General features: G+C 58.7%; 23 protein-coding genes and 1 pseudogene. 11 read left to right on the forward strand and 13 right to left on the reverse strand.

Annotated features, from left to right (window positions below; all coding sequences use genetic code 11):
• Window positions 1-319 precede the first annotated feature (319 nt).
• The 3 genes from K0F88_RS03615 to K0F88_RS03625 all read right to left on the reverse strand — a co-directional run bounded on the left by K0F88_RS03615 (window position 320) and on the right by K0F88_RS03625 (window position 3,237).
• Entirely contained in the window at window positions 320-844 is a 525-nt protein-coding gene (locus tag K0F88_RS03615; protein ID WP_219094277.1) for an AAA family ATPase, read from the reverse strand.
• Entirely contained in the window at window positions 841-1,404 is a 564-nt protein-coding gene (pnuC, locus tag K0F88_RS03620) for a nicotinamide riboside transporter PnuC (protein ID WP_219094029.1), read from the reverse strand. The genes K0F88_RS03615 and pnuC overlap by 4 nt, the downstream gene beginning before the upstream one ends.
• A 198-nt stretch (window positions 1,405-1,602) precedes the next feature.
• Window positions 1,603-3,237 (reverse strand): methyl-accepting chemotaxis protein, encoded by a 1,635-nt coding sequence (locus K0F88_RS03625; RefSeq protein ID WP_219094031.1) that lies wholly within the window; start codon window positions 3,235-3,237, stop codon window positions 1,603-1,605.
• A 289-nt stretch (window positions 3,238-3,526) separates the two neighbouring features.
• Here K0F88_RS03625 and K0F88_RS03630 point away from each other — a divergent pair, with 289 nt between their 5' ends.
• Entirely contained in the window at window positions 3,527-4,357 is an 831-nt protein-coding gene (locus tag K0F88_RS03630) for an undecaprenyl-diphosphate phosphatase (RefSeq protein WP_219094033.1), read from the forward strand.
• Window positions 4,354-4,785 carry a DUF1294 domain-containing protein gene (locus K0F88_RS03635; protein WP_094467375.1) on the forward strand — a complete coding sequence of 144 codons (432 nt, stop codon included), beginning with the start codon at window positions 4,354-4,356 and terminating at the stop codon, window positions 4,783-4,785. The genes K0F88_RS03630 and K0F88_RS03635 overlap by 4 nt, the downstream gene beginning before the upstream one ends.
• Here the strand turns inward: K0F88_RS03635 and K0F88_RS03640 are convergent.
• Together K0F88_RS03640 and K0F88_RS03645 are read right to left on the reverse strand one after the other, a co-directional pair.
• A complete protein-coding gene (locus K0F88_RS03640) occupies window positions 4,782-5,141 on the reverse strand; it encodes an MmcQ/YjbR family DNA-binding protein (RefSeq protein ID WP_219094035.1) in 360 nt (119 codons plus the stop codon). The genes K0F88_RS03635 and K0F88_RS03640 overlap by 4 nt on opposite strands.
• The gene (locus K0F88_RS03645) at window positions 5,138-6,046 is read right to left on the reverse strand and encodes a LysR substrate-binding domain-containing protein (protein WP_094467377.1); all 909 of its coding nucleotides are present in this window, start codon (window positions 6,044-6,046) and stop codon (window positions 5,138-5,140) included. The genes K0F88_RS03640 and K0F88_RS03645 overlap by 4 nt, the downstream gene beginning before the upstream one ends.
• Window positions 6,047-6,175: 129 nt before the next feature.
• Between K0F88_RS03645 and K0F88_RS03650 the strand changes: the two genes are divergently transcribed.
• Both K0F88_RS03650 and K0F88_RS03655 read left to right on the forward strand, forming a co-directional pair.
• Entirely contained in the window at window positions 6,176-6,787 is a 612-nt protein-coding gene (locus K0F88_RS03650) for an FMN-dependent NADH-azoreductase (protein WP_219094037.1), read from the forward strand.
• A 168-nt stretch (window positions 6,788-6,955) separates the two neighbouring features.
• A complete protein-coding gene (locus tag K0F88_RS03655) occupies window positions 6,956-7,993 on the forward strand; it encodes a dienelactone hydrolase (protein ID WP_219094039.1) in 1,038 nt (345 codons plus the stop codon).
• Between the two features lie 10 nt (window positions 7,994-8,003).
• Here K0F88_RS03655 and K0F88_RS03660 read toward each other — a convergent pair whose 3' ends face one another.
• A complete protein-coding gene (locus K0F88_RS03660) occupies window positions 8,004-9,191 on the reverse strand; it encodes an MFS transporter (RefSeq protein ID WP_219094041.1) in 1,188 nt (395 codons plus the stop codon).
• Between the two features lie 173 nt (window positions 9,192-9,364).
• The gene (locus K0F88_RS03665; protein WP_140668786.1) at window positions 9,365-10,954 is read right to left on the reverse strand and encodes an ABC-F family ATPase; all 1,590 of its coding nucleotides are present in this window, start codon (window positions 10,952-10,954) and stop codon (window positions 9,365-9,367) included.
• Between the two features lie 495 nt (window positions 10,955-11,449).
• On the opposite strand from K0F88_RS03665, the gene lpxO reads away from it, so the two are divergent.
• Entirely contained in the window at window positions 11,450-12,349 is a 900-nt protein-coding gene (gene lpxO / locus K0F88_RS03670) for a lipid A hydroxylase LpxO (RefSeq protein WP_219094043.1), read from the forward strand.
• 161 nt (window positions 12,350-12,510) lie between these two features.
• Here the strand turns inward: lpxO and K0F88_RS03675 are convergent, their stop codons facing one another.
• The gene (locus K0F88_RS03675; RefSeq protein ID WP_219094045.1) at window positions 12,511-13,395 is read right to left on the reverse strand and encodes a Ku protein; all 885 of its coding nucleotides are present in this window, start codon (window positions 13,393-13,395) and stop codon (window positions 12,511-12,513) included.
• Between the two features lie 193 nt (window positions 13,396-13,588).
• Between K0F88_RS03675 and K0F88_RS03680 the strand changes: the two genes are divergently transcribed.
• On the forward strand, window positions 13,589-13,936 hold the full coding sequence (locus K0F88_RS03680; RefSeq protein ID WP_094467384.1) for a hypothetical protein: 348 nt from the start codon (window positions 13,589-13,591) through the stop codon (window positions 13,934-13,936).
• A 50-nt stretch (window positions 13,937-13,986) separates the two neighbouring features.
• On the forward strand, window positions 13,987-15,138 hold the full coding sequence (locus K0F88_RS03685) for a PQQ-dependent sugar dehydrogenase (protein WP_219094047.1): 1,152 nt from the start codon (window positions 13,987-13,989) through the stop codon (window positions 15,136-15,138).
• A 158-nt stretch (window positions 15,139-15,296) separates the two neighbouring features.
• Here K0F88_RS03685 and rimI read toward each other — a convergent pair whose 3' ends face one another.
• Window positions 15,297-16,394 carry a ribosomal protein S18-alanine N-acetyltransferase gene (rimI, locus tag K0F88_RS03690; RefSeq protein WP_219094049.1) on the reverse strand — a complete coding sequence of 366 codons (1,098 nt, stop codon included), beginning with the start codon at window positions 16,392-16,394 and terminating at the stop codon, window positions 15,297-15,299.
• A gap of 92 nt (window positions 16,395-16,486) precedes the next feature.
• Between rimI and K0F88_RS03695 the strand changes: the two genes are divergently transcribed.
• Together K0F88_RS03695 and K0F88_RS03700 are read left to right on the forward strand one after the other, a co-directional pair.
• Window positions 16,487-18,061, forward strand: a complete 1,575-nt coding sequence (locus K0F88_RS03695) for a RimK family protein (protein WP_257605176.1) — start codon at window positions 16,487-16,489, stop codon at window positions 18,059-18,061.
• 7 nt (window positions 18,062-18,068) lie between these two features.
• On the forward strand, window positions 18,069-18,992 hold the full coding sequence (locus K0F88_RS03700) for a magnesium transporter CorA family protein (RefSeq protein WP_219094051.1): 924 nt from the start codon (window positions 18,069-18,071) through the stop codon (window positions 18,990-18,992).
• Between the two features lie 133 nt (window positions 18,993-19,125).
• On the opposite strand, the gene K0F88_RS03705 is transcribed toward K0F88_RS03700, so the two are convergent.
• Window positions 19,126-19,461, reverse strand: a complete 336-nt coding sequence (locus K0F88_RS03705) for a DUF2834 domain-containing protein (protein WP_094467389.1) — start codon at window positions 19,459-19,461, stop codon at window positions 19,126-19,128.
• Between the two features lie 248 nt (window positions 19,462-19,709).
• On the opposite strand from K0F88_RS03705, the pseudogene ilvA reads away from it, so the two are divergent.
• Window positions 19,710-20,705: pseudogene (ilvA, locus tag K0F88_RS03710) on the forward strand (threonine ammonia-lyase, biosynthetic); the annotation flags it as partial.
• A gap of 33 nt (window positions 20,706-20,738) precedes the next feature.
• On the opposite strand, the gene eco reads toward ilvA, so the two are convergent.
• The gene (gene eco, locus K0F88_RS03715; RefSeq protein ID WP_094467392.1) at window positions 20,739-21,221 is read right to left on the reverse strand and encodes a serine protease inhibitor ecotin; all 483 of its coding nucleotides are present in this window, start codon (window positions 21,219-21,221) and stop codon (window positions 20,739-20,741) included.
• Window positions 21,222-21,605: 384 nt separating this feature from the next.
• On the opposite strand from eco, the gene K0F88_RS03720 reads away from it, so the two are divergent.
• On the forward strand, window positions 21,606-21,875 hold the full coding sequence (locus tag K0F88_RS03720; RefSeq protein ID WP_094467393.1) for a DUF1652 domain-containing protein: 270 nt from the start codon (window positions 21,606-21,608) through the stop codon (window positions 21,873-21,875).
• Here K0F88_RS03720 and K0F88_RS03725 read toward each other — a convergent pair.
• Window positions 21,872-22,267, reverse strand: a complete 396-nt coding sequence (locus K0F88_RS03725; protein WP_094467394.1) for a hypothetical protein — start codon at window positions 22,265-22,267, stop codon at window positions 21,872-21,874. The two genes, K0F88_RS03720 and K0F88_RS03725, sit on opposite strands and share 4 nt — an antisense overlap.
• A gap of 90 nt (window positions 22,268-22,357) precedes the next feature.
• Window positions 22,358-22,624: a DUF2790 domain-containing protein gene (locus tag K0F88_RS03730; RefSeq protein ID WP_094467395.1), complete on the reverse strand. Its 267-nt coding sequence runs from the start codon at window positions 22,622-22,624 to the stop codon at window positions 22,358-22,360.
• Window positions 22,625-22,896: the final 272 nt, after the last annotated feature.

The raw sequence follows: 22,896 nt of genomic DNA on the forward strand, positions 1-22,896 counted from the left end.
TTCTGTAATTGGAACGCTGGCCCTTATCAGCGTTGCGAGGTAGAGAGCAGAAGGTGTGCCGCTTTCTGTTTTTCCTTAAAAAACAGTTGGTTGAATTAAATTGTCGGGGGGGTCAAAAAAATTGTGTAACGCCACTGAGACAGAGCTGCGCAAAAACGCAGTCCATGCGGGCGGCGGTGCACGCTGGGGGCATTGAAGGCAGGTTGTATCAGTGGCTTAACATTTTCTTGCGGGAACGCTCGGCCCGCTTTAGATCGCGGGTTTGCGCAGGAATGAGTGTTTCAGGAATGGACAGGTGCGGCGTCGAGGGGCGCTCCGGTCAGGCGTTGAGCAAGCGCGTCACCGCCTCGAATGCCGCGTCCTTGCGCTGCTGCCAGTCACCTTGCAGTACCTGACAAGGTTGGCGGTGCAGGTCAAGCCATTCATGGCTGGCCTGGAAAAACGCCTGGCGTTCTGCCAGTTGCGGCTGGCAACGTTGCCCATCGTCATGCCAAGCCACGGTTTCAGGGCTCAGCAGCAAATGCAGGTCGTAGCGCCGGGCCAGCAATGCTTGCTCGATCCATACCGGGCAATCGCCAAACAACGTGCGACTCCAAAGGATATTGCTTAAGAGGTGCGTATCGAGGATCAGCAGTGACGGTTGCCTGGCGCGTGCTTCGTCCTCCCACATAAGCTGGCCATGAGCTATCGAGGTAATGTCATCGTAGCGGGTTTCACGGGCTTCGCTTTCGATAAAGTGCCGAACGTACTCATTGACTAATATGCCGCCAAAATTGGCGTGAATCTCACCCGAAAGCCAGCTTTTACCGCTGGATTCCGGGCCCGCGAGCACCAGCACTTTCATGCGCGCAAGGCCGGGTCGGCGCGCCATTCGCGCCAGCCTTGCACAGCCAGCAACAGGAACAGCGCATAGAGGGCAGCGGTCAGGTACATGCCTTTATAAAGGAACAGCCCAACGAAAATTACATCAACGGCGATCCACAACGGCCAGCATTGCACGCGCTTTTGCGCCATCCATAGTTGCGCCACCAGGCTGAACCCGGTCAGCGCGGCGTCAAGCCAGGGCTGCGCGGCATCTGTCCAGTGCGCCATGGCGGCGCCCAGCAGCAGACTGCCGATGGCGCCGGCCGCAAGGCCAATGGCGATCGATTTGGCATCAAGCCGGCTGACCTGCCGACCGGTATTTGCCTCACCCGCGTGGGTCCATTGCCACCAGCCGTAGAGCTGCAACGCGGCGTAGATCACTTGCAGGAGCATGTCCGAATACAGCTTCACTTCAAAAAAGATCCAGCTGTAGAGCAACACCATGATCAGACCGATCGGCCAGCACCAGGGGTTCTGTTTGACCGTCAACCAGACGGCAATCACGCCGAGGGTGGCGGCAAACAGTTCAAGCCCGGACATGGAGGTTCCTTGGGGAAGACGAAAGAGGGGGCGGATTGTACCTAGATTGTGATGCGCGAGCTTGCCCGACACCGTCAGTTAAAACGCAAAACCTGTGGGGGCGAGCTTGCTCGCGATGGCGGCAGGTCAGTCACATTAAAGTTAACTGCCAGTCCGCTATCCCGAGCAAGCTCGCTCCCACAGGGGGTGTGTTATGACCTAAACGCGGAACTGTTTGAGCAGGCCGTTCAACTGCTCGCTCAAATCCTTGAGTCGCACACTGGCCACACTCGACTGCTCCGCCGCCAGCGCAGTGCTGTGGGACAACCCCGCGGCCTGGGTGACGTTCTGATTGATGTCTTCCACCACATGGGCTTGCTGCAGAGTCGCGCTGGCGATCGATGCATTCAGCCCGTTGAGGTTGCGCAGCGCCTGGCCGATTGCATTCAGGCTGGCACCGGCCAGACCGGCCTGTTCGATGGTCAGTTGCGAAGCTCGGCTGCTGTCGCCGATCACTTTCACCGCCGCTTCGGAGTGAGTCTGCAGGCGTTCGATCATCGACTGGATCTCCGCCGTGGACTTCTGGGTGCGCTGGGCCAACAGGCGCACTTCATCGGCCACCACCGCAAAGCCTCGGCCTTGCTCTCCGGCGCGGGCAGCCTCGATGGCCGCGTTGAGCGCCAGCAGGTTGGTTTGCTCGGCGATGGAGCGGATCACCTCCAGGACACTGCCAATCTGGGTGCTTTCAGCGGCCAGGGTGCGAATCACTTCCACGGCTTGATCGATGGTGCCGGACAGTTTGTCGATCTGCTGCAGGCTGCCGTCAATGTTGATCTGCCCCTGCTGCGCCTGGGATTCGGCATCGCGCATTTCGCTGGCCGCATGCTCGGCATTCTTGGCCACGTCCTGCACACCGTAAGTCACTTCGTTGATCGCGGTCGCCACCAACTCCATCTGCTGAGACTGTTGTTGACTGCGTTGCTGGGCCTGGGCGGCATCGTTGCCCAGCTCGCTGGACGACTGGCCCAGGGCGCTGGCGGACACCTGCAGCTCGCTGATCACCCCTCGCAGTTTGGCAGTAAAGGCATTGAAGTGCCGTGCCAGCTGCGTGACTTCATCCTGGCCACGGGTGTCGAGGCTGCGGGTCAGGTCGCTTTCACCGCTGGCGATATTGGCCATGGCGTTCACCGTATCCTGAAGCGGGCGCACGATGCTGCGAGCGATCATGATCACCAGCAACGCCATGATCAGCGCAATCACCAGGCCGACGAACGAAGCCTTCCAGACTTGGCCGTAGAACTCGGCCTGCATGTCGTCGATGTACACGCCCGAGCCGATCACCCAGCCCCAAGGCTCGAACAATTTGACGTAGGAGGTTTTCCCGACCGGGTCGCTGGCGCCCGGTTTAGGCCAGCGGTAGTTGACCGTGCCGGCGCCCTTGGCCTTGGCGACGGCCACCATTTCGTTGAACAGCGCAAAACCGTCCGGGTCGCGGATTGCCGAGAGGTTTTGCCCATCGAGTTTGGGGTTGGCCGGGTGCATCACCATCACCGGCGTCAAGTCGTTGATCCAGAAATAGTCGTTCTGGTCATAGCGCAGTCCGCGCACAGCGGTCAGTGCCTGCTTCTGCGCGGCATCGCGGGTAAGCGTGCCGGCGGTTTCCAGGCCGTGGTAGTAGGTCAGAATGCCGCTGGCGGTCTGCACCACGTGCTGGGTTTTCTGGGCTTTTGCCTGGTACAGGTCGCTATGGATCTGCTTGAGCATCAACACGCCCAAGGTCAATAACATCACCACCGAAACAATCAAGATGAGCCACAAGCGTCGGCTGATCGACACACTGCGCAAGCTGTTCATAACGCTGTCACTCCGATTTCTTCTTCTTGTAATAAACGATTGCCAGCATCCAACCACGCTTTGCCGGTCGGGCATATGCGACCCAAGTCTCATTACGCAGCAGCGTTATCAGGGCTTGTCTGATAGGATTTCGGCCCCGCGCGGAAAAACCTGAATCCAAGTTGATTTTTCACGGAATTTTTACGGTTTCGTCTGGATCCTTTGTGCGCAGGACTTCGGCTACGCTTGGCGCAGTGAACGACTAAAAAACTAACGGGGCATGCCTTGGCGCATCGCCTTTGGGGGATTGATGGATCTTTGGACCGCCTTTCAGGCATTGATTCTTGGGGTTGTAGAGGGGCTGACGGAGTTTTTGCCCATTTCCAGTACCGGTCACCAGATCATTGTGGCTGACTTGCTCAACTTCGGTGGCGAACGGGCCATCGCTTTCAACATCATTATCCAGCTGGGGGCGATCCTGGCAGTGGTGTGGGAGTTTCGCCGCAAGATCTTCGATGTGGTCACAGGCTTGCGGTCTCAGCCGAGCGCTCGACGCTTTACCGCGAACCTGCTGATCGCTTTCATGCCGGCCGTGGTGCTGGGGGTGATTTTTTCCGATCTGATTCACCACTACCTGTTCAACCCGATCACTGTGGCCACGGCATTGGTCGTGGGCGGTGTCGTCATGCTCTGGGCGGAACGGCGCCAGCACGAAGTGCACGCTCACACCGTCGACGAAATAACCTGGAAAGACGCCCTGAAAGTCGGCTTTGCCCAGTGCCTGGCCATGATTCCCGGGACCTCGCGTTCCGGCTCGACCATCATTGGCGGCTTGCTGTTCGGGTTGTCGCGCAAGACTGCCACGGAGTTCTCGTTTTTCCTGGCGATGCCGACCATGGTCGCGGCAGCGGTGTACTCGGGCTACAAGTACCGCGACCTGTTCGTGCCGTCTGACTTCCCGGTATTCGCGATCGGTTTTGTCACCGCATTCGTCTTTGCGATGATTGCCGTCAGGGCCTTGCTGGTGTTCATCGGTAGTCACAGCTACGCGGCATTCGCCTGGTATCGCATCGCGTTTGGCCTGGTGATCCTGGCCACCTGGCAGTTTGGCTGGGTCGACTGGACCGCGGTCACGCCATGAGTGACGCCAGCGCGCGCAACAACCCCGGACGCAGGTCCGGGGGCGAGCGGGTCCAGCATCCACGGTTGAAACTGCTGGTGTTGGCGATTCTGTGCGCGCTGCCGCTGACGGGCTCGGTGTCGCTGTGGCTGCACGGAGTTTCGCTGATTCCGCTGGCGGCCTATGGCATCGTCAGTGTGCTGGCGTTCTTTCTGTACTGGAGCGATAAGCGCAAGGCGCGCGCCGACAGCTGGCGCACCCCGGAAAACGTGTTGCACGCGGTGGAACTGGCGGGCGGCTGGCCGGGTGCCTTGCTGGCTCAGCAGGTGTTTCGGCACAAGACCCGCAAGGTCTCGTTTCAACTGGTGTTCTGGCTCATTGTGCTGATGCACCAGGTGTTCTGGATCGACCAGTTGTTCCTCGGCGCTCATTTGTTTGCATTGCTCTAAAGCTGCAAGCTGACCTGGGTACGCTTGGGCAGCTTGCTCACCACCAACTGGTGCGAGCGTTTCAACAATTCCTGCAGCTCCTCGGCACCCAGCGGGTAGGGTGTTTGCATGATGATCCACTGGGCCCGCGCCAGATACGGCGCCGGGTGAATGCCCGGACGGTCGCAATGCCCCAGGAACAGATCCTTGTCGACCTTGAAGGCCAGGGAATCGCCGCGCAGGTTCTGCAAGGCGAACATCTTGTTCCCCGCAATCGAAAACACCCGTACACCTCCCCATTTATAGTCTTCCCGCGCACCGGGCAGCGCGAGGCAGAATTGCGCGACGTCCTCTTCGCTCATACGTCCAGCCTTCATATCAATCGGTCCCCACAGGCATTGAATGATTCGATCAAATGGTCGATCCAGGCGCGCACGGCCGGCATCACCCCGCGCCGATGAGGGTAGACCGCTTGCAGCCAGCCGCCAGGCAATGACCAGTCGGGCAGCAACTGCACCAGCGAGCCATTTTCCAGTTCCTGTTCGCAATACATCATCGGCAGCATCGTGAACCCCTGGCCAGCGAGTGTGCAGGCCTTGCGCACGATGAAATCGTCGATGCCCAATCGTGCTTCCAGGCTCAAGTCGAAGCTTTTACCCTGCTGATCGAGCATGCGAATGTGCACCATGCGGTCGGCTTCCAGCGCGCCGAGCACCGGCAAGGTTTTCAGGTCTTCGGGGTGGTTGATCTCACGTCCGTGCAGGAAGGCCGGGCTGGCGACCATCGCCATCTGTGCCTGGCGCAAGCGGCGGGTCACCAGCAGCGGATCTTCATCGCCCAACTCACGGACCCGCAGCGCGACATCGACGCCTTCGGTCACCAGGTCGACCCGGCGATTGAGCAGCATGACTTCCAGTTGCACCTGGGGGTGCTTTTCGAGGAATCGGCTGATCACCGTCGGCAGCATTTCGTGGGCCAGGCCGACGGGGCACGACACCCGCAGGCGTCCCCTGGGTTCGCTGGACATACTGGCCACGGCTTCATCGGCCATTTCGGCTTCCAGCAGCATCGCCTGACAGTGCCGCAGGTAACGTTCGCCCACCGCCGTCAACTTCAGCTGTCGGGTGGTACGTTGCAGCAACCGTGCGCCGAGGCGTTCTTCCAGCTCGGCAATGCGTCGCGACAACCGGGACTTGGGAATCCCCAGCAAACGCCCGGCTGCGGCGAATCCGCCGGCTTCGACCACCTTGGCAAAATAGTAGAGGTCGTTGAGGTCTTGCATGATTGAAATCCGATTGTTCTATCAGTGGGACGAACTATCGCATTGTTGCGGGCTAATCAGCTATTGGTTTCATCTGTAGGATCCTCCCCATCAGATCGCCCGGTGGCGATCCTCACCTGGAGATCCCTTATGAAACTGTTGCATATCGATTCGAGCATTCTTGGTGACAACTCGGCTTCCCGTCTGCTGAGCAGCGAAGTCGTCAAAGCCTGGCAAGCCGCCGAGCCAACCGCCGTAGTGACCTACCGTGACCTGGCCGCCGATGCCATCAGCCATTTCTCCGCCACCACACTGGTCGCCGCCGGCACCACCGCTGAACTGCGCAACGCCGCGCAACAGCACGAAGCCGAGCTGAGCGCCACCACCCTGGCCGAATTCCTCGCTGCTGATGCTGTTGTGATCGCCGCGCCGATGTACAACTTCACCATTCCAACCCAACTCAAAGCCTGGATCGACCGCATCGCCGTTGCCGGTCGAACCTTCCGCTACACCGAAGCCGGCCCTGAAGGCCTGTGCGGTGGCAAGAAAGTCGTGATCGTCTCGACGTCCGGCGGTCTGCATGCCGGTCAGGCGACTGGCGTTGCGCACGAAGAGTACTTGAAGGTGCTGTTCGGCTTCATCGGCATCACCGACATTGAGTTTGTTCGCGCCCACGGCTTGGCCTACGGTGACGAAGTGCGCACCAAAGCCATGAGCGATGCTCACACGCAAATCAGCGAGCAATTGTTCGCCGCTGCGTAAGACTTGCGTAAAGAGCTCAAACAGCTCAGGCACCACCCAAAAAACTCTGTATTCTGATCACGCAAGTGCCAGATACGGAGTTTTTTGTTTCTGGTCATTACAGATTGTGGCCCGGGTTATGCAGTCGAGGGTTACCGACTCCGGTCCAGTAACAAGGTGGGGCATCCCATGGTGCGTCTTTGTGCAACGTTTCTGATTTGCCTGCTCAGCAGCCTGAATTCAGTGCACGCCGCGCCTGGGCTACGTCCTCACTGGAGCGTCGGCTTCCATGAGATGAGTTTTCTCGACCCGCTGGATTTGCAGCCGATGCGCGCCATCGCGTTCTATCCCTCCAGCGACCGGGAACACACCAGCAAAATCGAAGGTTACACAGTCGAGGCAGGCGAGGACATCCGCGTCGCCATGGGCCGTTTCCCGATGCTGATGCTGTCTCACGGCAACACCGGAACCCCGCTGGCGCTGCACGACCTTGCCACCTCGCTGGCACGCAAAGGGTTTGTGGTGGTGGCGGTGATCCATCCCGGTGACAACTCCAAAGACCACAGCCGCCTCGGTACGTTGAGTAACCTTTACGGCCGGCCCATCCAGATTTCCGAAGCCATTACCGCGACCTTGGGCGACCGTATGCTCGCGCCTTTCGTCAATGCCGACCAGGTCGGCGTGATCGGTTATTCGGCGGGCGGCGAAACCGCGTTGATCCTGTCCGGCGCCACGCCTGACCTGGATCGTCTGCGCCGTTACTGCCAGGAGCGCCCGGACGATCGTGATGCCTGCAACACCCAGGGCGAGCTGATTGTCGACCGTGATGACTTGCAACCGGTGGCGGACCCGCGCGTGCATGCATTGCTGCTGATGGCGCCGCTGAGCCTGAAGTTCGGCCGCCACACACTGGCTGACGTGCATGTGCCGGTGCTGCTCTACAGTGGCGATGGCGACAAACTGGTGGCGTTCGACAAAAATGCCGCTGCCCTGGCACGCAAGCTGCCGATCGCACCGGACTTCAAATTGCTAGCGGGGGCAGGGCACTTCGTATTCATGGCGCCGTGCAACGAAGAGCAGATCGCCGCCATGCCGGCGTTGTGCACCGATGCCGACGGCGTTGACCGCGAGGACATCCATCGCAACATGGTGTCTGAAGCCGGGCGGTTCTTCTCGCACGCTTTGGGCAAGCCTACCCGCGCTGGAATGCAAACCGCCGATCAGTAATCGCCGCCCATCAGGCCATTGCGCGGCGTTTGAGTATCAAGGTCAAACCCAGCCCGGTCACCGACAACAGCGCCGCACTGAAGAAGATCCACGAATACCCCAGGTTCAACGCCACCGCGCCCATCAACGGCCCGGCAATCGCCAGTGCCAGATCAAAAAACACCGCATAAGCACTCAAACCCGCGCCGCGACTGGAGTTGGGCACTTGCTTGATCGCTTCAACCCCCAGCGCCGGATACACCAGCGACAGGCCGAACCCGGCCAGGCCCGCGCCGATCAGCGCATAGGCGGTGGAGGGTGCGAGCCACAGCAGCACCAGGCCCACCGTTTCAATGCTCATGCAGGCAATCGCCGAGGTGAAACCGCCGAAGCGGCTGATCGCGGAGATAAACAGCAAGCGCGACACAATAAAGCAGATCCCGAAAACCGTCAGGCAGTAGGCCGCGCCGGTCCAGCCACGGCTGACGTAATACAAGGTGATAAAGGTCGTCAGGGTGCCGTAACCGATGGAGGCCAGGCTCAGGCTGGCACCGAAGGGCGCAATGCGCCCGAACACCGCCCAGAACGGCAGGCGTTCACCACGAATCACCGGCACCGAGGGTTTATTGCGGATCAGCAACAGGGCGGCCAGGGCCAGCAGTGACAGCGCGATCCCCAAGCTGGCAAAGCCGTACTCGGCGACCATCACCACGCCCAGCGGCGCCCCGATCGCAATGGCGCCGTAAGACGCAATGCCGTTCCACGAAATCGAGCGCGCGGTGTGCTCTGCACCGACCTGGCCCATGCACCAGCTGATCGTGCCCACGCCAATCAAGCCCTGGGCGATGCCGAGCAACAAGCGACCGGCGATCAGGATCAACAGGCTCATCAGTGGAAAGCTTTGCAGCAAGGTTGAAATCAACGTCAGCACACCGCTCAGCACAATCCCCGACAGGCCGTAAACAATCGCCCGTTTGGTGCCAATGGTGTCTGACATACGCCCGGCCATTGGGCGGCTGAGCAGGGTGGCCAGGTATTGAGAGCCGATGGTCAGTCCCGCGATGATCGCACTGAACCCCAGCTGTTCGTGGACATACCCCGGCAACACCGCAATCGGCAGGCCGATGCAGAGGAAGGCAATAAAGGTATAGAAAACGATGGAGACGATCTGCAGGGTGATCGCCATGGAGCTTTGCGGTGGCAGTTGCTGCACTGACATGACGGCTCGTTCGCGGGCGGCGGTGGGAGAGCTGCATCATGGCTTGGGTGAGGAATAAAAGGAAGCAGGCTAACTATATTCGTTGTGCTTGAAGGCCCCACCAAAACATTGCTTGGCCCTGAAATGCAAAAAGCCCCGTCACAAGGGCAGGGCTTTTCATTTATAGCGAACGTTTAGAACACAACGCCCTGGCTACGCAGGTAGTCATCATAAGTACCGCTGAAGTCGATCACGCCGCTAGGGCTCAACTCGATGATGCGGGTGGCCAACGACGATACGAACTCACGGTCGTGGCTGACAAAGATCAGCGTACCCGGGTAGTTCTCAAGCGCCAGGTTCAGCGCCTCGATGGATTCCATGTCCAAGTGGTTGGTTGGTTCGTCCATGATCAGCACGTTCGGCTTTTGCAGGATCAGCTTGCCGAACAGCATGCGACCTTGCTCACCACCGGAGATAACCTTGACCGACTTGAGGATCTCGTCGTTGGAGAACAGCATGCGGCCGAGGGTGCCGCGAACGATTTGCTCGCCGCCCTGGGTCCACTGTCCCATCCAGTCGAACAGGTTGCAGTCGTCTTCGAAGTCGTGCGCGTGGTCCTGGGCGTAGTAGCCCAGTTCTGCGGCGTCGGTCCACTTCACGGTGCCGGCATCCGGGGTCAGTTCGTTGACCAGGGTGCGCAGCAGGGTGGTTTTACCGATACCGTTCGGGCCGATGATCGCGACGCGTTCGCCCGCTTCAACCTGGAAGCTGAAGTCCTTGAACAGCGGCTTGCCGTCGAAGCCTTTGGCCATGCGCTCGACGATGACCGCCTGACGGTGCAGTTTCTTGGTTTGTTCGAAGCGGATGAACGGGCTCACACGGCTCGAAGGCTTGACCTCGGCCAGCTGGATCTTGTCGATCGCCTTGGCGCGGGAAGTGGCCTGCTTGGCTTTCGAGGCGTTGGCCGAGAAGCGGCTGACGAACGATTGCAGTTCCGAGATCTGTGCCTTCTTCTTGGCGTTGTCCGACAGCAGTTGCTCGCGGGACTGGGTCGCCACGGTCATGTACTCGTCGTAGTTGCCCGGGAACAGGCGCAACTCGCCGTAATCCAGGTCAGCCATGTGGGTGCACACGCTGTTCAGGAAGTGACGGTCGTGAGAGATGATGATCATCAGGCTGGAGCGCTGGGTCAGAATGTTTTCCAGCCAGCGGATGGTGTTGATGTCCAGGTGGTTGGTCGGTTCGTCGAGCAACAGCACTTCAGGATCGGAGAACAGCGCTTGAGCCAGCAAGACGCGCAGTTTCCAGCCCGGGGACACTTCGCTCATCGGGCCGAAGTGCTGCTCGATGCCGATACCCAGGCCCAGCAGCAATTCACCGGCACGGGATTCGGCGGTGTAGCCGTCCATCTCGGCGAACTCGGTTTCCAGCTCGGCCACGGCCATGCCGTCTTCTTCGGTCATTTCCGGCAGCGAGTAGATGCGGTCGCGCTCGGCTTTAACCTTCCACAGCTCTTCGTGACCCATGATCACGGTGTCGATCACGGTGAATTCTTCGTAGGCGAACTGGTCCTGGCGCAATTTACCCAGGCGCACGTTCGGTTCGAGCATGACCTGGCCGCCGGACGGCTCAAGGTCGCCGCCGAGGATTTTCATGAAGGTCGACTTGCCGCAACCGTTGGCGCCGATAAGACCGTAGCGGTTGCCCGCGGCGAATTTGACCGAAACGTTTTCGAATAGCGGCTTGGCGCCGAACTGCATCGTGATGTTAGCTGTAGAGATCAAAGGTTTTTCCTGCGAAGCATTCAGAGTAGCTAGGGTTGCGGCAGTACCGATTCAGTACCCGTTTCCGGTATCCGAACCACGGGAAATGCATCCCGGTCAGAAGCGGAAGGTCCATCTGGCAATAAGTGGACAGCAGCATATGGAGCGCTTGGCCCGAGTCAAAGTGCGCTGAGACGGGGTTCATTCCCGTCATCAACCAAGGGGGGCGCGTAATGTTTGGCGGCGATTGTACTGGTCTGGCTCTTTAAACGATAGGGCGTTGAGGCCGCACGGGCGCTTTGGCGGCACCAGCGGACAGATTTTCACATTTGAAGGTTAACTATTGGTTACAAAATGAGACTAAAATGCCACTTTTCATCAACTGCCGTCCGTCGGCGCAGGCTCAAGGACGCGCCACCGGGACCGCTGTTTCGTATTCAGACGCTGCGCAAGCCCCCTGGGCCGCTGGGTTGGCGGGGGAAGCAGTTTGTTCACCTCTGACGTGTGACGATTTCTGTGAAACTGATCATTGCCGCTGTTTATGTAGTATCCATTGCCTACGTCCACCTGCGCGGTCGGGTGCGCCACAAGCTAGGGCGCCAGCTGAGTGATCACTCGTCATTTCTGGCGCCGATCAATTGCTTCCTTTATCTGTTCTCGAAAATCCCCAACAAGCCTTACCTCAATCCGGCCGATTTCCCGGACCTGAGTCCGTTGCAGGCGCATTGGGAAGAAATTCGCGAGGAAGGTCAGAACCTGCTCAGAACCGGGGAGATCAAGCGCTCAAACCAATACGACGACATCGGTTTCAACTCGTTCTTCAAGACCGGCTGGAAGCGCTTCTATTTGAAGTGGTACGGCGACAGCCATCCTTCGGCGATGAAACTCTGCCCGCGCACCACTGAGTTGGTGCAAAGCATCGGGTCGATCAAAGCCGCGATGTTCGCCGAGTTGCCACCGGGTTCAAAACTGGTCCGCCACCGCGATCCCTACGCCGGCTCTTACCGTTATCACCTGGGCCTTGAAACGCCCAACGATGCCGGTTGCTACATCAACGTCGATGGTGAGAACTACCACTGGCGCGACGGTGAAGCGGTGATGTTCGACGAGACCTTCATTCACTACGCCGAAAACACTACCCAGCAGAACCGTATCATTCTGTTCTGCGACGTCGAGCGGCCGATGAAGTATCGCTGGGCGGCGGCGTTCAATGGCTGGTTCAGCCGTAACGTGATGTCGGCGGCGGGTGCCCCGAATGATGCGGGGGACAAGACCGGTGGCATTAACCGCCTGTTTGCCAAAATCTACTCGATTCGGCTGCGGGGCAAGGCGCTGAAGAAGCGTAATCGCAAACTTTACTATCTTGAGAAGTGGGCGATTTTTGGTGGGTTGCTGGCGGTTTTCGTGCTGATCTGAATGCTGTATTGCGGCGTAGGGCCTCATCGGGGCAAGCCCGCTCCCACAAGGTTCTGCGGTTGCCGCCAATTAATGCGCTGACACTAAACCCTGTGGGAGCGGGCTTGCCCGCAAAGAGGCCGGTACTTTCACCGCAGGTTTATGGATGCCCCAATAAACAGTCAGCCACTGGAACGCTTCGTGGCTTTCTTTTCCGCCGCTGGTTTGGCAGGCGTTTTACTTTTAGAAGCGGGCTTACTTGCGGCCTTGCCGGCACTCTTGCCCCCGAGGCTCCGTTTCAGCAACTCGGTCAAATCAATCACATCAGCTGTCTTGCGCTCCTCTTCACCCGTCGCCGTTTCCACATCCTCAATCTTGCCTTCATTCGCCTTCTTCTCGACCAGCGCCATGATCTTGTCTTCAAAACTGTCGCGATAATCCTCGGGCTTCCAGTCGGCGCTCATGTCCTGCACCAGACGCTTGGCCATGTCGAGTTCGCCCTTGGCCAGTTCGGGTTTGGTCACCTCAGTGCCTAACTCCAGGGTATCCAGACTGCGCACTTCGGCAGGCCAACGCAGCATCACCAGCACCATCGCCGATTCCAGCGGCATCAGCGCCGCCAGGTGCTGGCGGGTATGCAGCACAACGTGGGCGAGGGCGACCTTGTTGGTCTTGCTGAGGGTTTCGCGCAACAGCGCATAGACTTTGCCGCCGCGCTTATCCGGCGCCAGGTAGTAGGGCGTGTCGATGTTTTGCAGGGGGATCTGTTCGGCGTCGACAAAGGAAAAGATGTCAATGGTCTGCGTGGACAACGGGTGCGCCGACTTGATTTCCTCCTCGCTGAGCACCACGTAACGACCTTTTTCGTACTGCACACCTTTGACGATGTGTTCCTTGGTGACTTCCTTGCCGGTGACCTTATTGACGCGCTTGTAACCCACCGGGTCCATGCTGCGACTGTCGAGCCAGTCGAAATCCACCCCTTGAGAAGACGTCGCCGAAACCAGCGCCACAGGGATATGCACCAGCCCGAAACTGATTGCGCCTTTCCAGATTGCCCGTGCCATGGTCGTCTACTCGCGAGTGATGTGTTCAGGTGACCCGTGGCGCGGCGCAAAAGTTTCAGCGGGCTGCGGCCCGGCCCTGCTGGGCCGTCAACTGGTGTTACATCTTATGAAAGAGGTTTTAGTTAACAAATCCGAACCCCGGGCGTAGCGTGCTATCGAAGATTCTATCCACGCTGACGCCCAGAGGCCTCCCATGAACAGATTCGTGCTCGCCTGCACCGTACTGGCATTCAGTGGCCTGATGAGTCAGCTGGCCCAGGCATCGCCACCTTCGTTAATGCTGCTGGCCCAGAGCCCCACGGGCAATTCCAGTAACCCCTACAACAGCCCGATCCGCCGGGCCAATCCCAATAGCATGCAAGGCACACAACCCGCAGCCCCGGTGATTCGCGGGCCAAGTACCGTCCCGGTGCCCCGCCCACCGACCCTTGATAACGGCGGCATCGGCAATCGCTATCCCCAGGACCGAACCGCTCCCTCCAGCCCGCCCAAATTCATTCCCAATCCGCCTCATCGAGATGCAGACACCAGCAACCGTTGAACGGCAGGACAGCGTCTTGCCGGCTATTCGAACGACAAAAGGAATCGTGCATGTTGCGTAAAAACCTATTGGCTGCTTTCTGCGCCAGCTTACTGCTCACCGCCACGGTACCCGTTCTCGCGGCACCGCCGCAGGATATGAAAAGCGAGCAGGGCACCCTTGAGGTCTGGCAAGTTGCCAAGGGCCTTGAACATCCGTGGGCCTTGGCGTTCCTGCCCGATCGCAAGGGCATGCTGGTCACCGAACGGCCCGGCAATCTGCGGGTGGTGGATTACGATGGCAAGCTCTCGGCACCGATCAATGGGGTGCCAAAGGTCTGGGCCAAGGGGCAGGGCGGTTTGCTGGACGTGGTGCTGTCGCCCGACTTCAAGCAGGATCGCACGGTTTATCTGTCCTACGCCGAGGGCGGTGGTGCGGGCGACAAGGCCGGCACGGCGGTCGGGCGAGGCCAATTGTCCGAGGACCTGAAAACCCTCAAGGACTTCAAGGTGATTTTCCGCCAGGAGCCCAAGCTGTCGGTCGGCAATCACTTCGGCTCACGATTGGTGTTTGATCGCGACGGCTACCTGTTTATCACCTTGGGCGAAAACAACGATCGGCCGACCGCGCAGGACCTCGACAAGCTGCAAGGCAAGGTCGTGCGGATCTACCCGGACGGCAAAGTGCCAGACGACAACCCCTTTGTCGGTCAGGCCGGTGTGCGCCCGGAAATCTGGTCCTATGGCCAGCGCAATCCGCAAGGTGCAGCGCTCAATCCGTGGACCGGCGTCCTTTGGGAGAACGAGCATGGCCCGCAGGGCGGTGATGAGATCAACATCATCGAACGCGGCAAAAATTACGGCTGGCCGCTGGCGACCCACGGCATCAATTATTCCGGCCAGCCGATCCCGGAAGCCAAGGGCAAGACCGCTGAAGGCACCGTGGCGCCGCACCATGTCTGGGAAAAGTCCCCCGGCCTCAGCGGCATGGCGTTCTACGATGCGGATCGCTTCAAGGTCTGGCAACACAACGTTTTCATTGGTGCGCTGGTAAGCCAGGAGTTGATCCGCTTGCAGTTCGATGGCGACAAAGTGGTTCACGAGGAACGCTTGCTCGGCGAACTCAACAAGCGCATCCGCGATGTGCGGCAGGGGCCGGATGGCTACTTGTATGTGCTGACCGATGAGGACGACGGCAGGCTGTACAAGATTGGCCTGAAGTAACCCCCCCCTGAAACCAGCCAATTCCCTGTGGGAGCGAGCTTGCTCGCGATAGCGATGTATCAGTCACCAATAGTGCTGGATGTGACGCCGATATCGCGAGCAAGCTCGCTCCCACAATGGAGGTTGGTGCCTTCGCCAGCACTATAGAGTTGTGAGGCTTATGCTCGGTCATACAGGATAACCGCCGCCCGAAGCTTGCCCCGGCCAAAGCTGCACATCTTCTCGAACTCCCCGTGGCTGACCGGCAAATGCTGGCAATCCATCGGTTGGCGATGCTGGCTGTGGTCCACATCCGGGTCGTGCAGGTAGACGAATTCATCATCGCAATCAGTGACGATCACCCAATGAGGCGCCTTGGAGCGGGTCAGCCGATAGCTGCTGATCAGCACCAGCGGTTGTCCGCCATCGTCCAGTAGCCGAGGGAGGTTCAGCGGGCCGCCGATCACTCGCTCCACATCCGTCTCGAGTAGCTGCGTGGTGAACTCCTCGTGCACCAGGCGCATTACGTCTTTTTTATGCTCATCGCGCACGCCATCGAGAAACAGCGGTCCTTCCATGCTCAGTTGTAGACGCACCCGAAAACCCCGACGCCATGCCGCCAGCGCCAGGCCTTGAGGGCTGCAGCCGCCATGGCCTGCGGTCATGAACACCGTTGTCGCCTCACGCCAGATTTGCAGTTCTTCTCGACGCTCCAGCCATCGATCACCTTGCAGCGCCCCCATGGCCATCAACAGGCAGGCCGGGCCGCAGGTGAAATCGGTGGTCTGCCGGTACCACGGGACTTGGATATTGCGCGAATCACGGTGCTCAAGAATGCGCTTTTCCAGGCGCAGCGCATCGGCATGGTCCTGGTAGTAGTCATGGATCAGCGCGAAACGCCGGTAACCATTGCGCTCATACAAGGCAATCGCCGCGGGGTTGTCGATCCGCACTTCAAGCCGCAAGTAGGCACAATCATGTTCAAGGGCGCAGGATTCGATGCGTTCTAGCAACTGCTTGCCCAGCCCGCTGCCGCGCGCTTCGGCCGCGATCGCAATCGAGTAAAGCCGCGCCAGCGAAGTGCCCCGGTGAAACAGCACCACCGCATAGCCGACCAAATGCTCCCCACGTTGGGCCACCAACAGCTGACCATGAGCCCGAGTAATCATCCACAGAAAGCTGCGACTGTTGAGCCGGTCTGTGGTGAAACATTGCTGTTCGAGTTCCAGCAGCGCGGGTAAGTCTTCAACTACCGCCAAGCGAAAGACAGTGTTCATATGACCGCCGTAAAAGTTGCGTAACGAAACGGGACTTTCGAAAAAGTTCGTGCTTAATAGGAAAGGTCTTGTTCTCCAACGGATCAATCACTATGTCAGCGGTACAAGGTCATTGGCGCGAAGTATCCGAGCAAACTTTGCCGGCAGCAACTTATTTAAATGACGCAGGCAGAACTTCAAGTCAGTTGATTATCATCGTCGAACGCAAGGAAGACTGGGCCTCGTATTTCCCCAGCGAGGACATCGTCAGCGCTCAGGAATACCTCGAGCAGACGCGGGACAACGAACAGGGCAAACGGGTCCAGGTGATCAACCTGTGTCGCAGCTACAAGTACCTGGGGCACGGCTATTACTGCTCGTTGCTGGCCGAGGCGCGGGGGCACAAGGTCATTCCGTCGGTGCGGACCATCAGTGAGCTGACCAAAAAATCCCTGTACGGCCTAGCCCTTGATGATCTGGATAAACCCCTGGAAAAAGCCCTCAGCAATCATCTTTACAGCGACACCGAAGGCTTTACCCTGACGTTGTACTTCGGCAAAACCAATATAGAGCCTTTGCAGGATCTGGCGCGTCAGTTGTTTGAAGTGTTTCCGTGCCCGATCTTGTTAGTTGAGTTCCGCCGAACTAATGGTTGGCACATCGAAGGCGTAAAGTCCGGCGCCCTGCATAAATTACGCGAAGATCAGGAAGATCAATTCGCCAACTCCCTGGACAGTTTCAGTCGCAAGATCTGGCGTGTACCACGCTCACGACGGCTGGCCCGTTATGACCTGGCGATCCTGCATGACCCGCAAGAAGCGTTGCCGCCTTCCAACGCGAAGGCACTGGATAATTTCGTGCGCGTCGGCAAGACGTTGGGCATTGATGTCGAATTGATCGAGCGCAAGGACTACGCGCGTATTGCCGAATACGACGGCTTGCTGATCCGCGAGACGACCAGCGTCGATAACCACACCTATCGATTTGCCAAAAAAGCCGAGAGTGAAGGGTTGGTGGTGATGGACGATCCGGCGTCGATCCTGCGCTGTACCAACAAGGTCTACCTGACTGACCTGCTCAAGAGCCATCAACTCGGCATGCCCGCCACTGAAATCCTCTACAAGGAGCGACCGGAAGATTTCGAACGGGTCGGCGAACGCCTGGGCTTTCCCTTGGTGCTGAAGATCCCCGACGGCTGTTTCTCCCGGGGCGTGATCAAGGTCGAAAGCCAGCAAGCCTTGCTTGAAGCGACCGCTGAATTGTTTGAACACTCGGTGCTGTTGCTGGCTCAGGAATTCTTCTACACCGAATACGACTGGCGCATCGGCGTGCTTAACCGCAAACCGATCTTCGCCTGCCAATACTTCATGTCCAAGGGGCATTGGCAAATCTACAACCACAAGGCCAAGGGCCAGGACATCAACGGCGAATGCCGCACCCTGGCGGTCCACGAAGCCCCGCGAGCCGTGGTGGACCTGGCCGTGAAAACCGCCAACCTGATCGGCGACGGCCTCTACGGCGTGGACCTCAAGCAGTCCGGCGACAAGGTGGTGGTGATCGAAGTCAACGACAACCCGAACATGGACGCCGGTATTGAAGATGCGTACTTGCAGGACGATTTGTATTCGCTGGTACTGGAAGAGTTCGTCCGTCGCCTGGAACTGAAACGTCGCGGCCAGGCCTGGTGAACGGCCGATGATCAGAAGCTTTCAACTGGCCGGTGGCGCGCTGCAATCGGTGGAACGCCTGGATGCCGAGGTGATGCTGTTCAGCAACCCCGATGCCGCCGAGCGGGATTTGTTGCACAGCCATTTCAAGCTCGATGAGCACGCCCTGGCCTCGGCCCTGGACCCCGATGAGGTGTCGCGCATCGAGTTCCACCCCGACAACCTGTTTCTGATCTGGAAGCGCCCGGAGAATTACTCCGGCGCCGGCAGCCTGGCCTTTGAAGTGTCGTCCTGTGGCTTGCTGTTTTCTGCGCAGCGCTTGCTGGTGATCGCCACCGACGATGCGCCGCTGCACGGGCTCGGCACCCGGCAGCGGTTGAACACACCGCTGGATGTGTTGCTCGATCTGCTGTTCAACAACATCCATCACTATCTGGGTCACCTGAAGGTGATCAAGCTGGTTGCCCGGGAGTTGCAGCAGAAATTCAACGCGTCGATGCAGAACCAGCACCTGATCCAGATGTTCAACCTCAGCGAAAGCCTGATCTATTACATCAACGCGATTCACAGCAACGGCGCGGTGCTGACACGACTGCGCAATCATGCCGCCAAGGAACACTTCAGCGCCGAAGCCATCGGCCTGATCGACGACCTGATCATCGAAAACAACCAGTGCTACAAACAGGCGGAAATCTACTCCACGGTGTTCTCCGGGCTGATCGACGCCCGGGGCAACCTGATGAACAACAGCATGAACAACCTGCTGCGCAAATTGACATTAATCAACGTGGTGTTTTTGCCGCTGAACCTGATTGCGAGTATTGGCGGCATGTCCGAGTTCAGCATGATGACGGCGGGCACACCGTGGTGGGTGTCGTATCCGTTGTTTCTGACGGCGATGATGATTGGGGCGGGGGCGATGGTGCTTGGGCTTAGGCGGCTGGCGAAATGAATATGTTGGCAGTCAGGCCGCAATCGCGGGCAAGCCCGCTCCCACAGGTTAGGTGTCGTCTGTAAGAACACCGATAACCTGTGGGAGCGGGCTTGCCCGCGATTGCTTCAGCAGCATCACAACAACTTCTGAATCAGGCTTGCTGGCCCGCATCAACACAACGCTTGCGGTTCTTAAGCCCACGAACCACGAGGTACAACAACGGCCCGACAGATACGAAAACCGCCGTAATCAACAAATACGGCAGCACCGAAATCGCCGACTGCCCACGCCCGCGCGCATCCCTGTACATCCAGATTCCCGCCAGCGTCGCCAACAGATAAAGATCAATCACCACCTGCGCAGTATCCGGGCGTGACATCAAACCGATGCCGAAGTCGATCAACGACTGCTCCGCCTGAAGCATCACGGAAACGGTGTAGCCGGCAAAGGCGATCAAGGCAATGAGGGGCAGGGCGACAGACTTCATGGTTTCCTTCCTTGGGACGATGAGCGGTGTCGCCAGCCTACAGAGGCCTAAGAAAATTGGCCATTGACTTGCCCGCAACGCCCGGCTAATTTCCAGCCATGACTTCCACCGTATTGCGCTGCCAGCCAAACATTATTACCGCCATTCCTTATTTGGCGGGCTAGCTCACGACTGCAGCACCCAACCCGCCCTAGAGGCGGGTTTTTACTTTCTGTCTCCTGGGCCCCGATCAATGTCAGGAGACGACCATGAGCAGCACCCCCGCCCAGCAGGCCTTGCTTGAGCACTACGTGAAAAAGATCCTCGCCGCGCCTGTGTATGAACTGGCTGTGCGCACACCGTTGCAACCCGCACCAGCGCTGTCCGAGGCCTTGGGTAATCAGATCCTGCTCAAGCGTGAGGACTTGCAACCGACCTTTTCCTTCAAGATCCGTGGCGCTTACAACAAATTGGTGCAACTGAGTGATGAGCAAAAGGCTCGCGGCGTGATCACCGCTTCAGCGGGCAACCATGCCCAAGGCGTGGCGTTGGCGGCGCGTGAACTGGGGATCGCCGCGACGATTGTCATGCCCCGCACGACGCCAGAATTGAAAGTGCTTGGGGTACGCAGTCGCGGTGCCGACGCCGTGCTGCACGGGGAAAGTTTCCCGTTCGCCCTCGATTACGCCCTGAGCCTGGCCGAGCAAACCGGCCGCACCTTCGTCTCGCCATTCGACGACCCGGACGTAATCGCCGGGCAGGGCACCGTGGCCATGGAGATCCTTCGTCAACATCAAGGCCCACTGGACGCCATCTTCGTCCCGGTGGGCGGCGGAGGTCTGATCGCCGGCATCGCGGCGTATGTCAAATACCTGCGCCCGGAAGTCCGCATCATCGGCGTCGAGTCCGAACATTCCGCGTGTCTGTACGCCGCGTTACAGGCTGGCGAGCGGATCGTCCTGCCCACCGTGGGCACCTTTGCCGATGGCGTGGCAGTCGCGCAGATCGGCGCTTATGGATTTGAGGTCTGCCGGCTTTGCGTCGATGAAGTGCTGACCGTCAGTAACGACGAACTGTGCGCCGCGATCAAGAATATCTACGACGATACCCGCTCGATCACCGAGCCCTCCGGTGCCTTGGCGGTGGCCGGGATCAAGAAGTACGTCGCTCAGACCGGTGCGCGTGGTCAAACCCTGGTCGCGATCGACTCGGGCGCCAATATCAATTTCGACAGTTTGCGGCATGTTGCCGAGCGCGCCGCATTGAGCGGCGCCTCAGCGTGAGGAGGGGCGTTGTGGCTATTCCTGAACAGCTATCTCGACCTTGTCCGACGCCGACCAGATCCGATAGCGGACTTCGACGTCATTGGGCACGTAGAGCACGATCGGCAACTTGCTGTTGTAGCGAAGCATGAAGCCGTCACCGACCACCGGTACGAACTCCTTTTTACTCTTTTCGTCGGGGCAGGCCATCATCGTGCTCACCGGGCCGATGACTTTTTCCAGGCGGTAAAAGGGGTAGCCCCAACCTTCGAGGTTTTTTTCTTCAAGGATACCGCCGAGGCGTTGGCGATTGCAGTCCACCGTCAGCGTCTTGCCCGCCAGCACCTCAACCTGGAAGTTTTCTTCCTGTGGCTGCGGCGCTACATGAATGACCTGGCGGGTAAAACCGCTTTCCGGTTTAGGGAACGGCGCGACGGTTTCGAGCTTAGCCGCATAGGCCACGCTCGAAAGGCTGGCAACAATCAGCCCGACGGTATTGATACAGGTCAAAGAACCCATGATGCCTCCTTGCGTGTGAATAGGGTCAGCGGATACTGGATTGACAGGCGCATTCTTACCGCCGACCGCCACCAATGCAAACCTGCTCGGGAATGTATGCAAATTGCAGGGCTGAAGCTGCCCTTTCTTGCAGATTGCATGAAGCCATTTTCAGGCACGTCCGTTAAATCATTGATTTACCGATGAACTGCACGGCGAAATTTGCGGCATGTTTTATGCTCAAGCAGATCTTAAGTTGACCGGCACATTAACGAGTCAGCTCAGAACGCGAGGACGGTCTGGTGCTTGAGGCGTAGAAACCCTGCATAAGGAAGAAACGCGGGAGATTTCAGCACGGACCGACGTTGAATTTTTTGGCAGTCTCACAATTAGGAGAGGGTCGCCATGTTTCTTTCTGCCCTGGAGTTACGCAATATCGTTGAAAGCAGTTTTCTGCCCAAGCGCTGTCAGTGCACGCTGTCGCAAGACCTGTCCATGACCGTCAAGGTGTATTCCGATCGTGAAACCGATCACCTTGATCTGATGGTGACCGGAATCAATGCCAAACACCTGAATGGGTGCCGTGAAATCAACGACCTGATTGCAGGCCTGCGCTCAGAGATGCAGCATCAGGAAGCGAGTCAGACACTGCATCCCGACAGGAAAGCGCTTTAACCCGCAGTTTCGAGTTCTGCTGACACGCGCCGGGTCTGGACAAACCCCAGTCCCAGCGCCGACTCGACCACCACCGCCAGCAAAATGCCCGGCCCGGCATGGCCATTGAGCCATTCGCCGAAACCCAACACTGCCAGACCAAAACAGCCGACGCTAAACCCGGTGCTCAGCGCATTGCGGGTAACGGACGGCGGTTCGTTTCGAACTAGATAAAACATCACACCCAGCGCCGCGAACAGCACTGCGCTGCGTCGCGCGACAAACCCTGCCGCAGACGAATATTCAATACTCCAGATCGCCAGCAACCAGTCCGGCATCAAACCCCAGACCAGGGCCAGCAGAAAACACAGAAGGGAAGTGAAGGTCGACAGGGTGCGAAACGATAACTGCATGGCGGATCCTTGCGGCAGTGAGGGAGGCGCCAAAGCATAGCGCCAGAACCCTCACAGGAATACCGCAAAGTGCTAAATCAGACTTTTCGGTCAGTTCTGATTACTGCAAGCGTCAGAAAGCTTCCGGTAGCTGATTTCTTCAGGTTTGCCTGACGTATCGATGTACTTCATGTCGGCAGTGATCACTTTGCATTCCAGCGTGTTCGGCTCGGTCAGCGCGACCACTTTGCCGATATTCAGCGGCATGCCGTAGTGATAGGGCACGGCTTGCGAAGACGAGGTGTCGTTGGCCTGCGCAACACCGGTAAATGCGGTGCAGGCGAGGGCGGAAGTGATCAGCAGGGTGCGGATGTTCATGTGGCGATCTCCAGTGCAGACGTTGAGTCAGCTCGACGGATAAAGCGTCGAACCTGCCGCACTGGGCGTCAGAGGAACCTGAGGGCGTGCGGTCCAGTAAAGTCTTGGACCGCGCGGTTAACAGATGGTTAACCCGGCTGAACGCCGCCTGTCGCGAGGTTTTTTCTGTCGGATGATTCGCTCGGAAAGCGTCTACGAAGTCTTCGGCTCGGTCCTACAAGGTCAGACGCCTTGTCGACTTTCGCCTGATGGGTTGGAGCGATTACTGTTTG

This window comes from Pseudomonas sp. UMAB-40 (genome assembly GCF_900095275.1).
Classification (GTDB): Bacteria; Pseudomonadota; Gammaproteobacteria; order Pseudomonadales; family Pseudomonadaceae; genus Aquipseudomonas; species Aquipseudomonas mandelii_B.

Coding starts and splice junctions, on each gene's coding strand:
- K0F88_RS03615 (WP_219094277.1), bottom strand. CDS start 844: ATGAAAGTGCTGGTGCTCGCGGGCCCGGAATCCAGCGGTAAAAGCTGG.
- pnuC (WP_219094029.1), bottom strand. CDS start 1,404: ATGTCCGGGCTTGAACTGTTTGCCGCCACCCTCGGCGTGATTGCCGTC.
- K0F88_RS03625 (WP_219094031.1), bottom strand. CDS start 3,237: ATGAACAGCTTGCGCAGTGTGTCGATCAGCCGACGCTTGTGGCTCATC.
- K0F88_RS03630 (WP_219094033.1), top strand. CDS start 3,527: ATGGATCTTTGGACCGCCTTTCAGGCATTGATTCTTGGGGTTGTAGAG.
- K0F88_RS03635 (WP_094467375.1), top strand. CDS start 4,354: ATGAGTGACGCCAGCGCGCGCAACAACCCCGGACGCAGGTCCGGGGGC.
- K0F88_RS03640 (WP_219094035.1), bottom strand. CDS start 5,141: ATGAAGGCTGGACGTATGAGCGAAGAGGACGTCGCGCAATTCTGCCTC.
- K0F88_RS03645 (WP_094467377.1), bottom strand. CDS start 6,046: ATGCAAGACCTCAACGACCTCTACTATTTTGCCAAGGTGGTCGAAGCC.
- K0F88_RS03650 (WP_219094037.1), top strand. CDS start 6,176: ATGAAACTGTTGCATATCGATTCGAGCATTCTTGGTGACAACTCGGCT.
- K0F88_RS03655 (WP_219094039.1), top strand. CDS start 6,956: ATGGTGCGTCTTTGTGCAACGTTTCTGATTTGCCTGCTCAGCAGCCTG.
- K0F88_RS03660 (WP_219094041.1), bottom strand. CDS start 9,191: ATGTCAGTGCAGCAACTGCCACCGCAAAGCTCCATGGCGATCACCCTG.
- K0F88_RS03675 (WP_219094045.1), bottom strand. CDS start 13,395: ATGGCACGGGCAATCTGGAAAGGCGCAATCAGTTTCGGGCTGGTGCAT.
- K0F88_RS03680 (WP_094467384.1), top strand. CDS start 13,589: ATGAACAGATTCGTGCTCGCCTGCACCGTACTGGCATTCAGTGGCCTG.
- K0F88_RS03685 (WP_219094047.1), top strand. CDS start 13,987: ATGTTGCGTAAAAACCTATTGGCTGCTTTCTGCGCCAGCTTACTGCTC.
- rimI (WP_219094049.1), bottom strand. CDS start 16,394: ATGAACACTGTCTTTCGCTTGGCGGTAGTTGAAGACTTACCCGCGCTG.
- K0F88_RS03695 (WP_257605176.1), top strand. CDS start 16,487: ATGTCAGCGGTACAAGGTCATTGGCGCGAAGTATCCGAGCAAACTTTG.
- K0F88_RS03700 (WP_219094051.1), top strand. CDS start 18,069: ATGATCAGAAGCTTTCAACTGGCCGGTGGCGCGCTGCAATCGGTGGAA.
- K0F88_RS03705 (WP_094467389.1), bottom strand. CDS start 19,461: ATGAAGTCTGTCGCCCTGCCCCTCATTGCCTTGATCGCCTTTGCCGGC.
- eco (WP_094467392.1), bottom strand. CDS start 21,221: ATGGGTTCTTTGACCTGTATCAATACCGTCGGGCTGATTGTTGCCAGC.
- K0F88_RS03720 (WP_094467393.1), top strand. CDS start 21,606: ATGTTTCTTTCTGCCCTGGAGTTACGCAATATCGTTGAAAGCAGTTTT.
- K0F88_RS03725 (WP_094467394.1), bottom strand. CDS start 22,267: ATGCAGTTATCGTTTCGCACCCTGTCGACCTTCACTTCCCTTCTGTGT.
- K0F88_RS03730 (WP_094467395.1), bottom strand. CDS start 22,624: ATGAACATCCGCACCCTGCTGATCACTTCCGCCCTCGCCTGCACCGCA.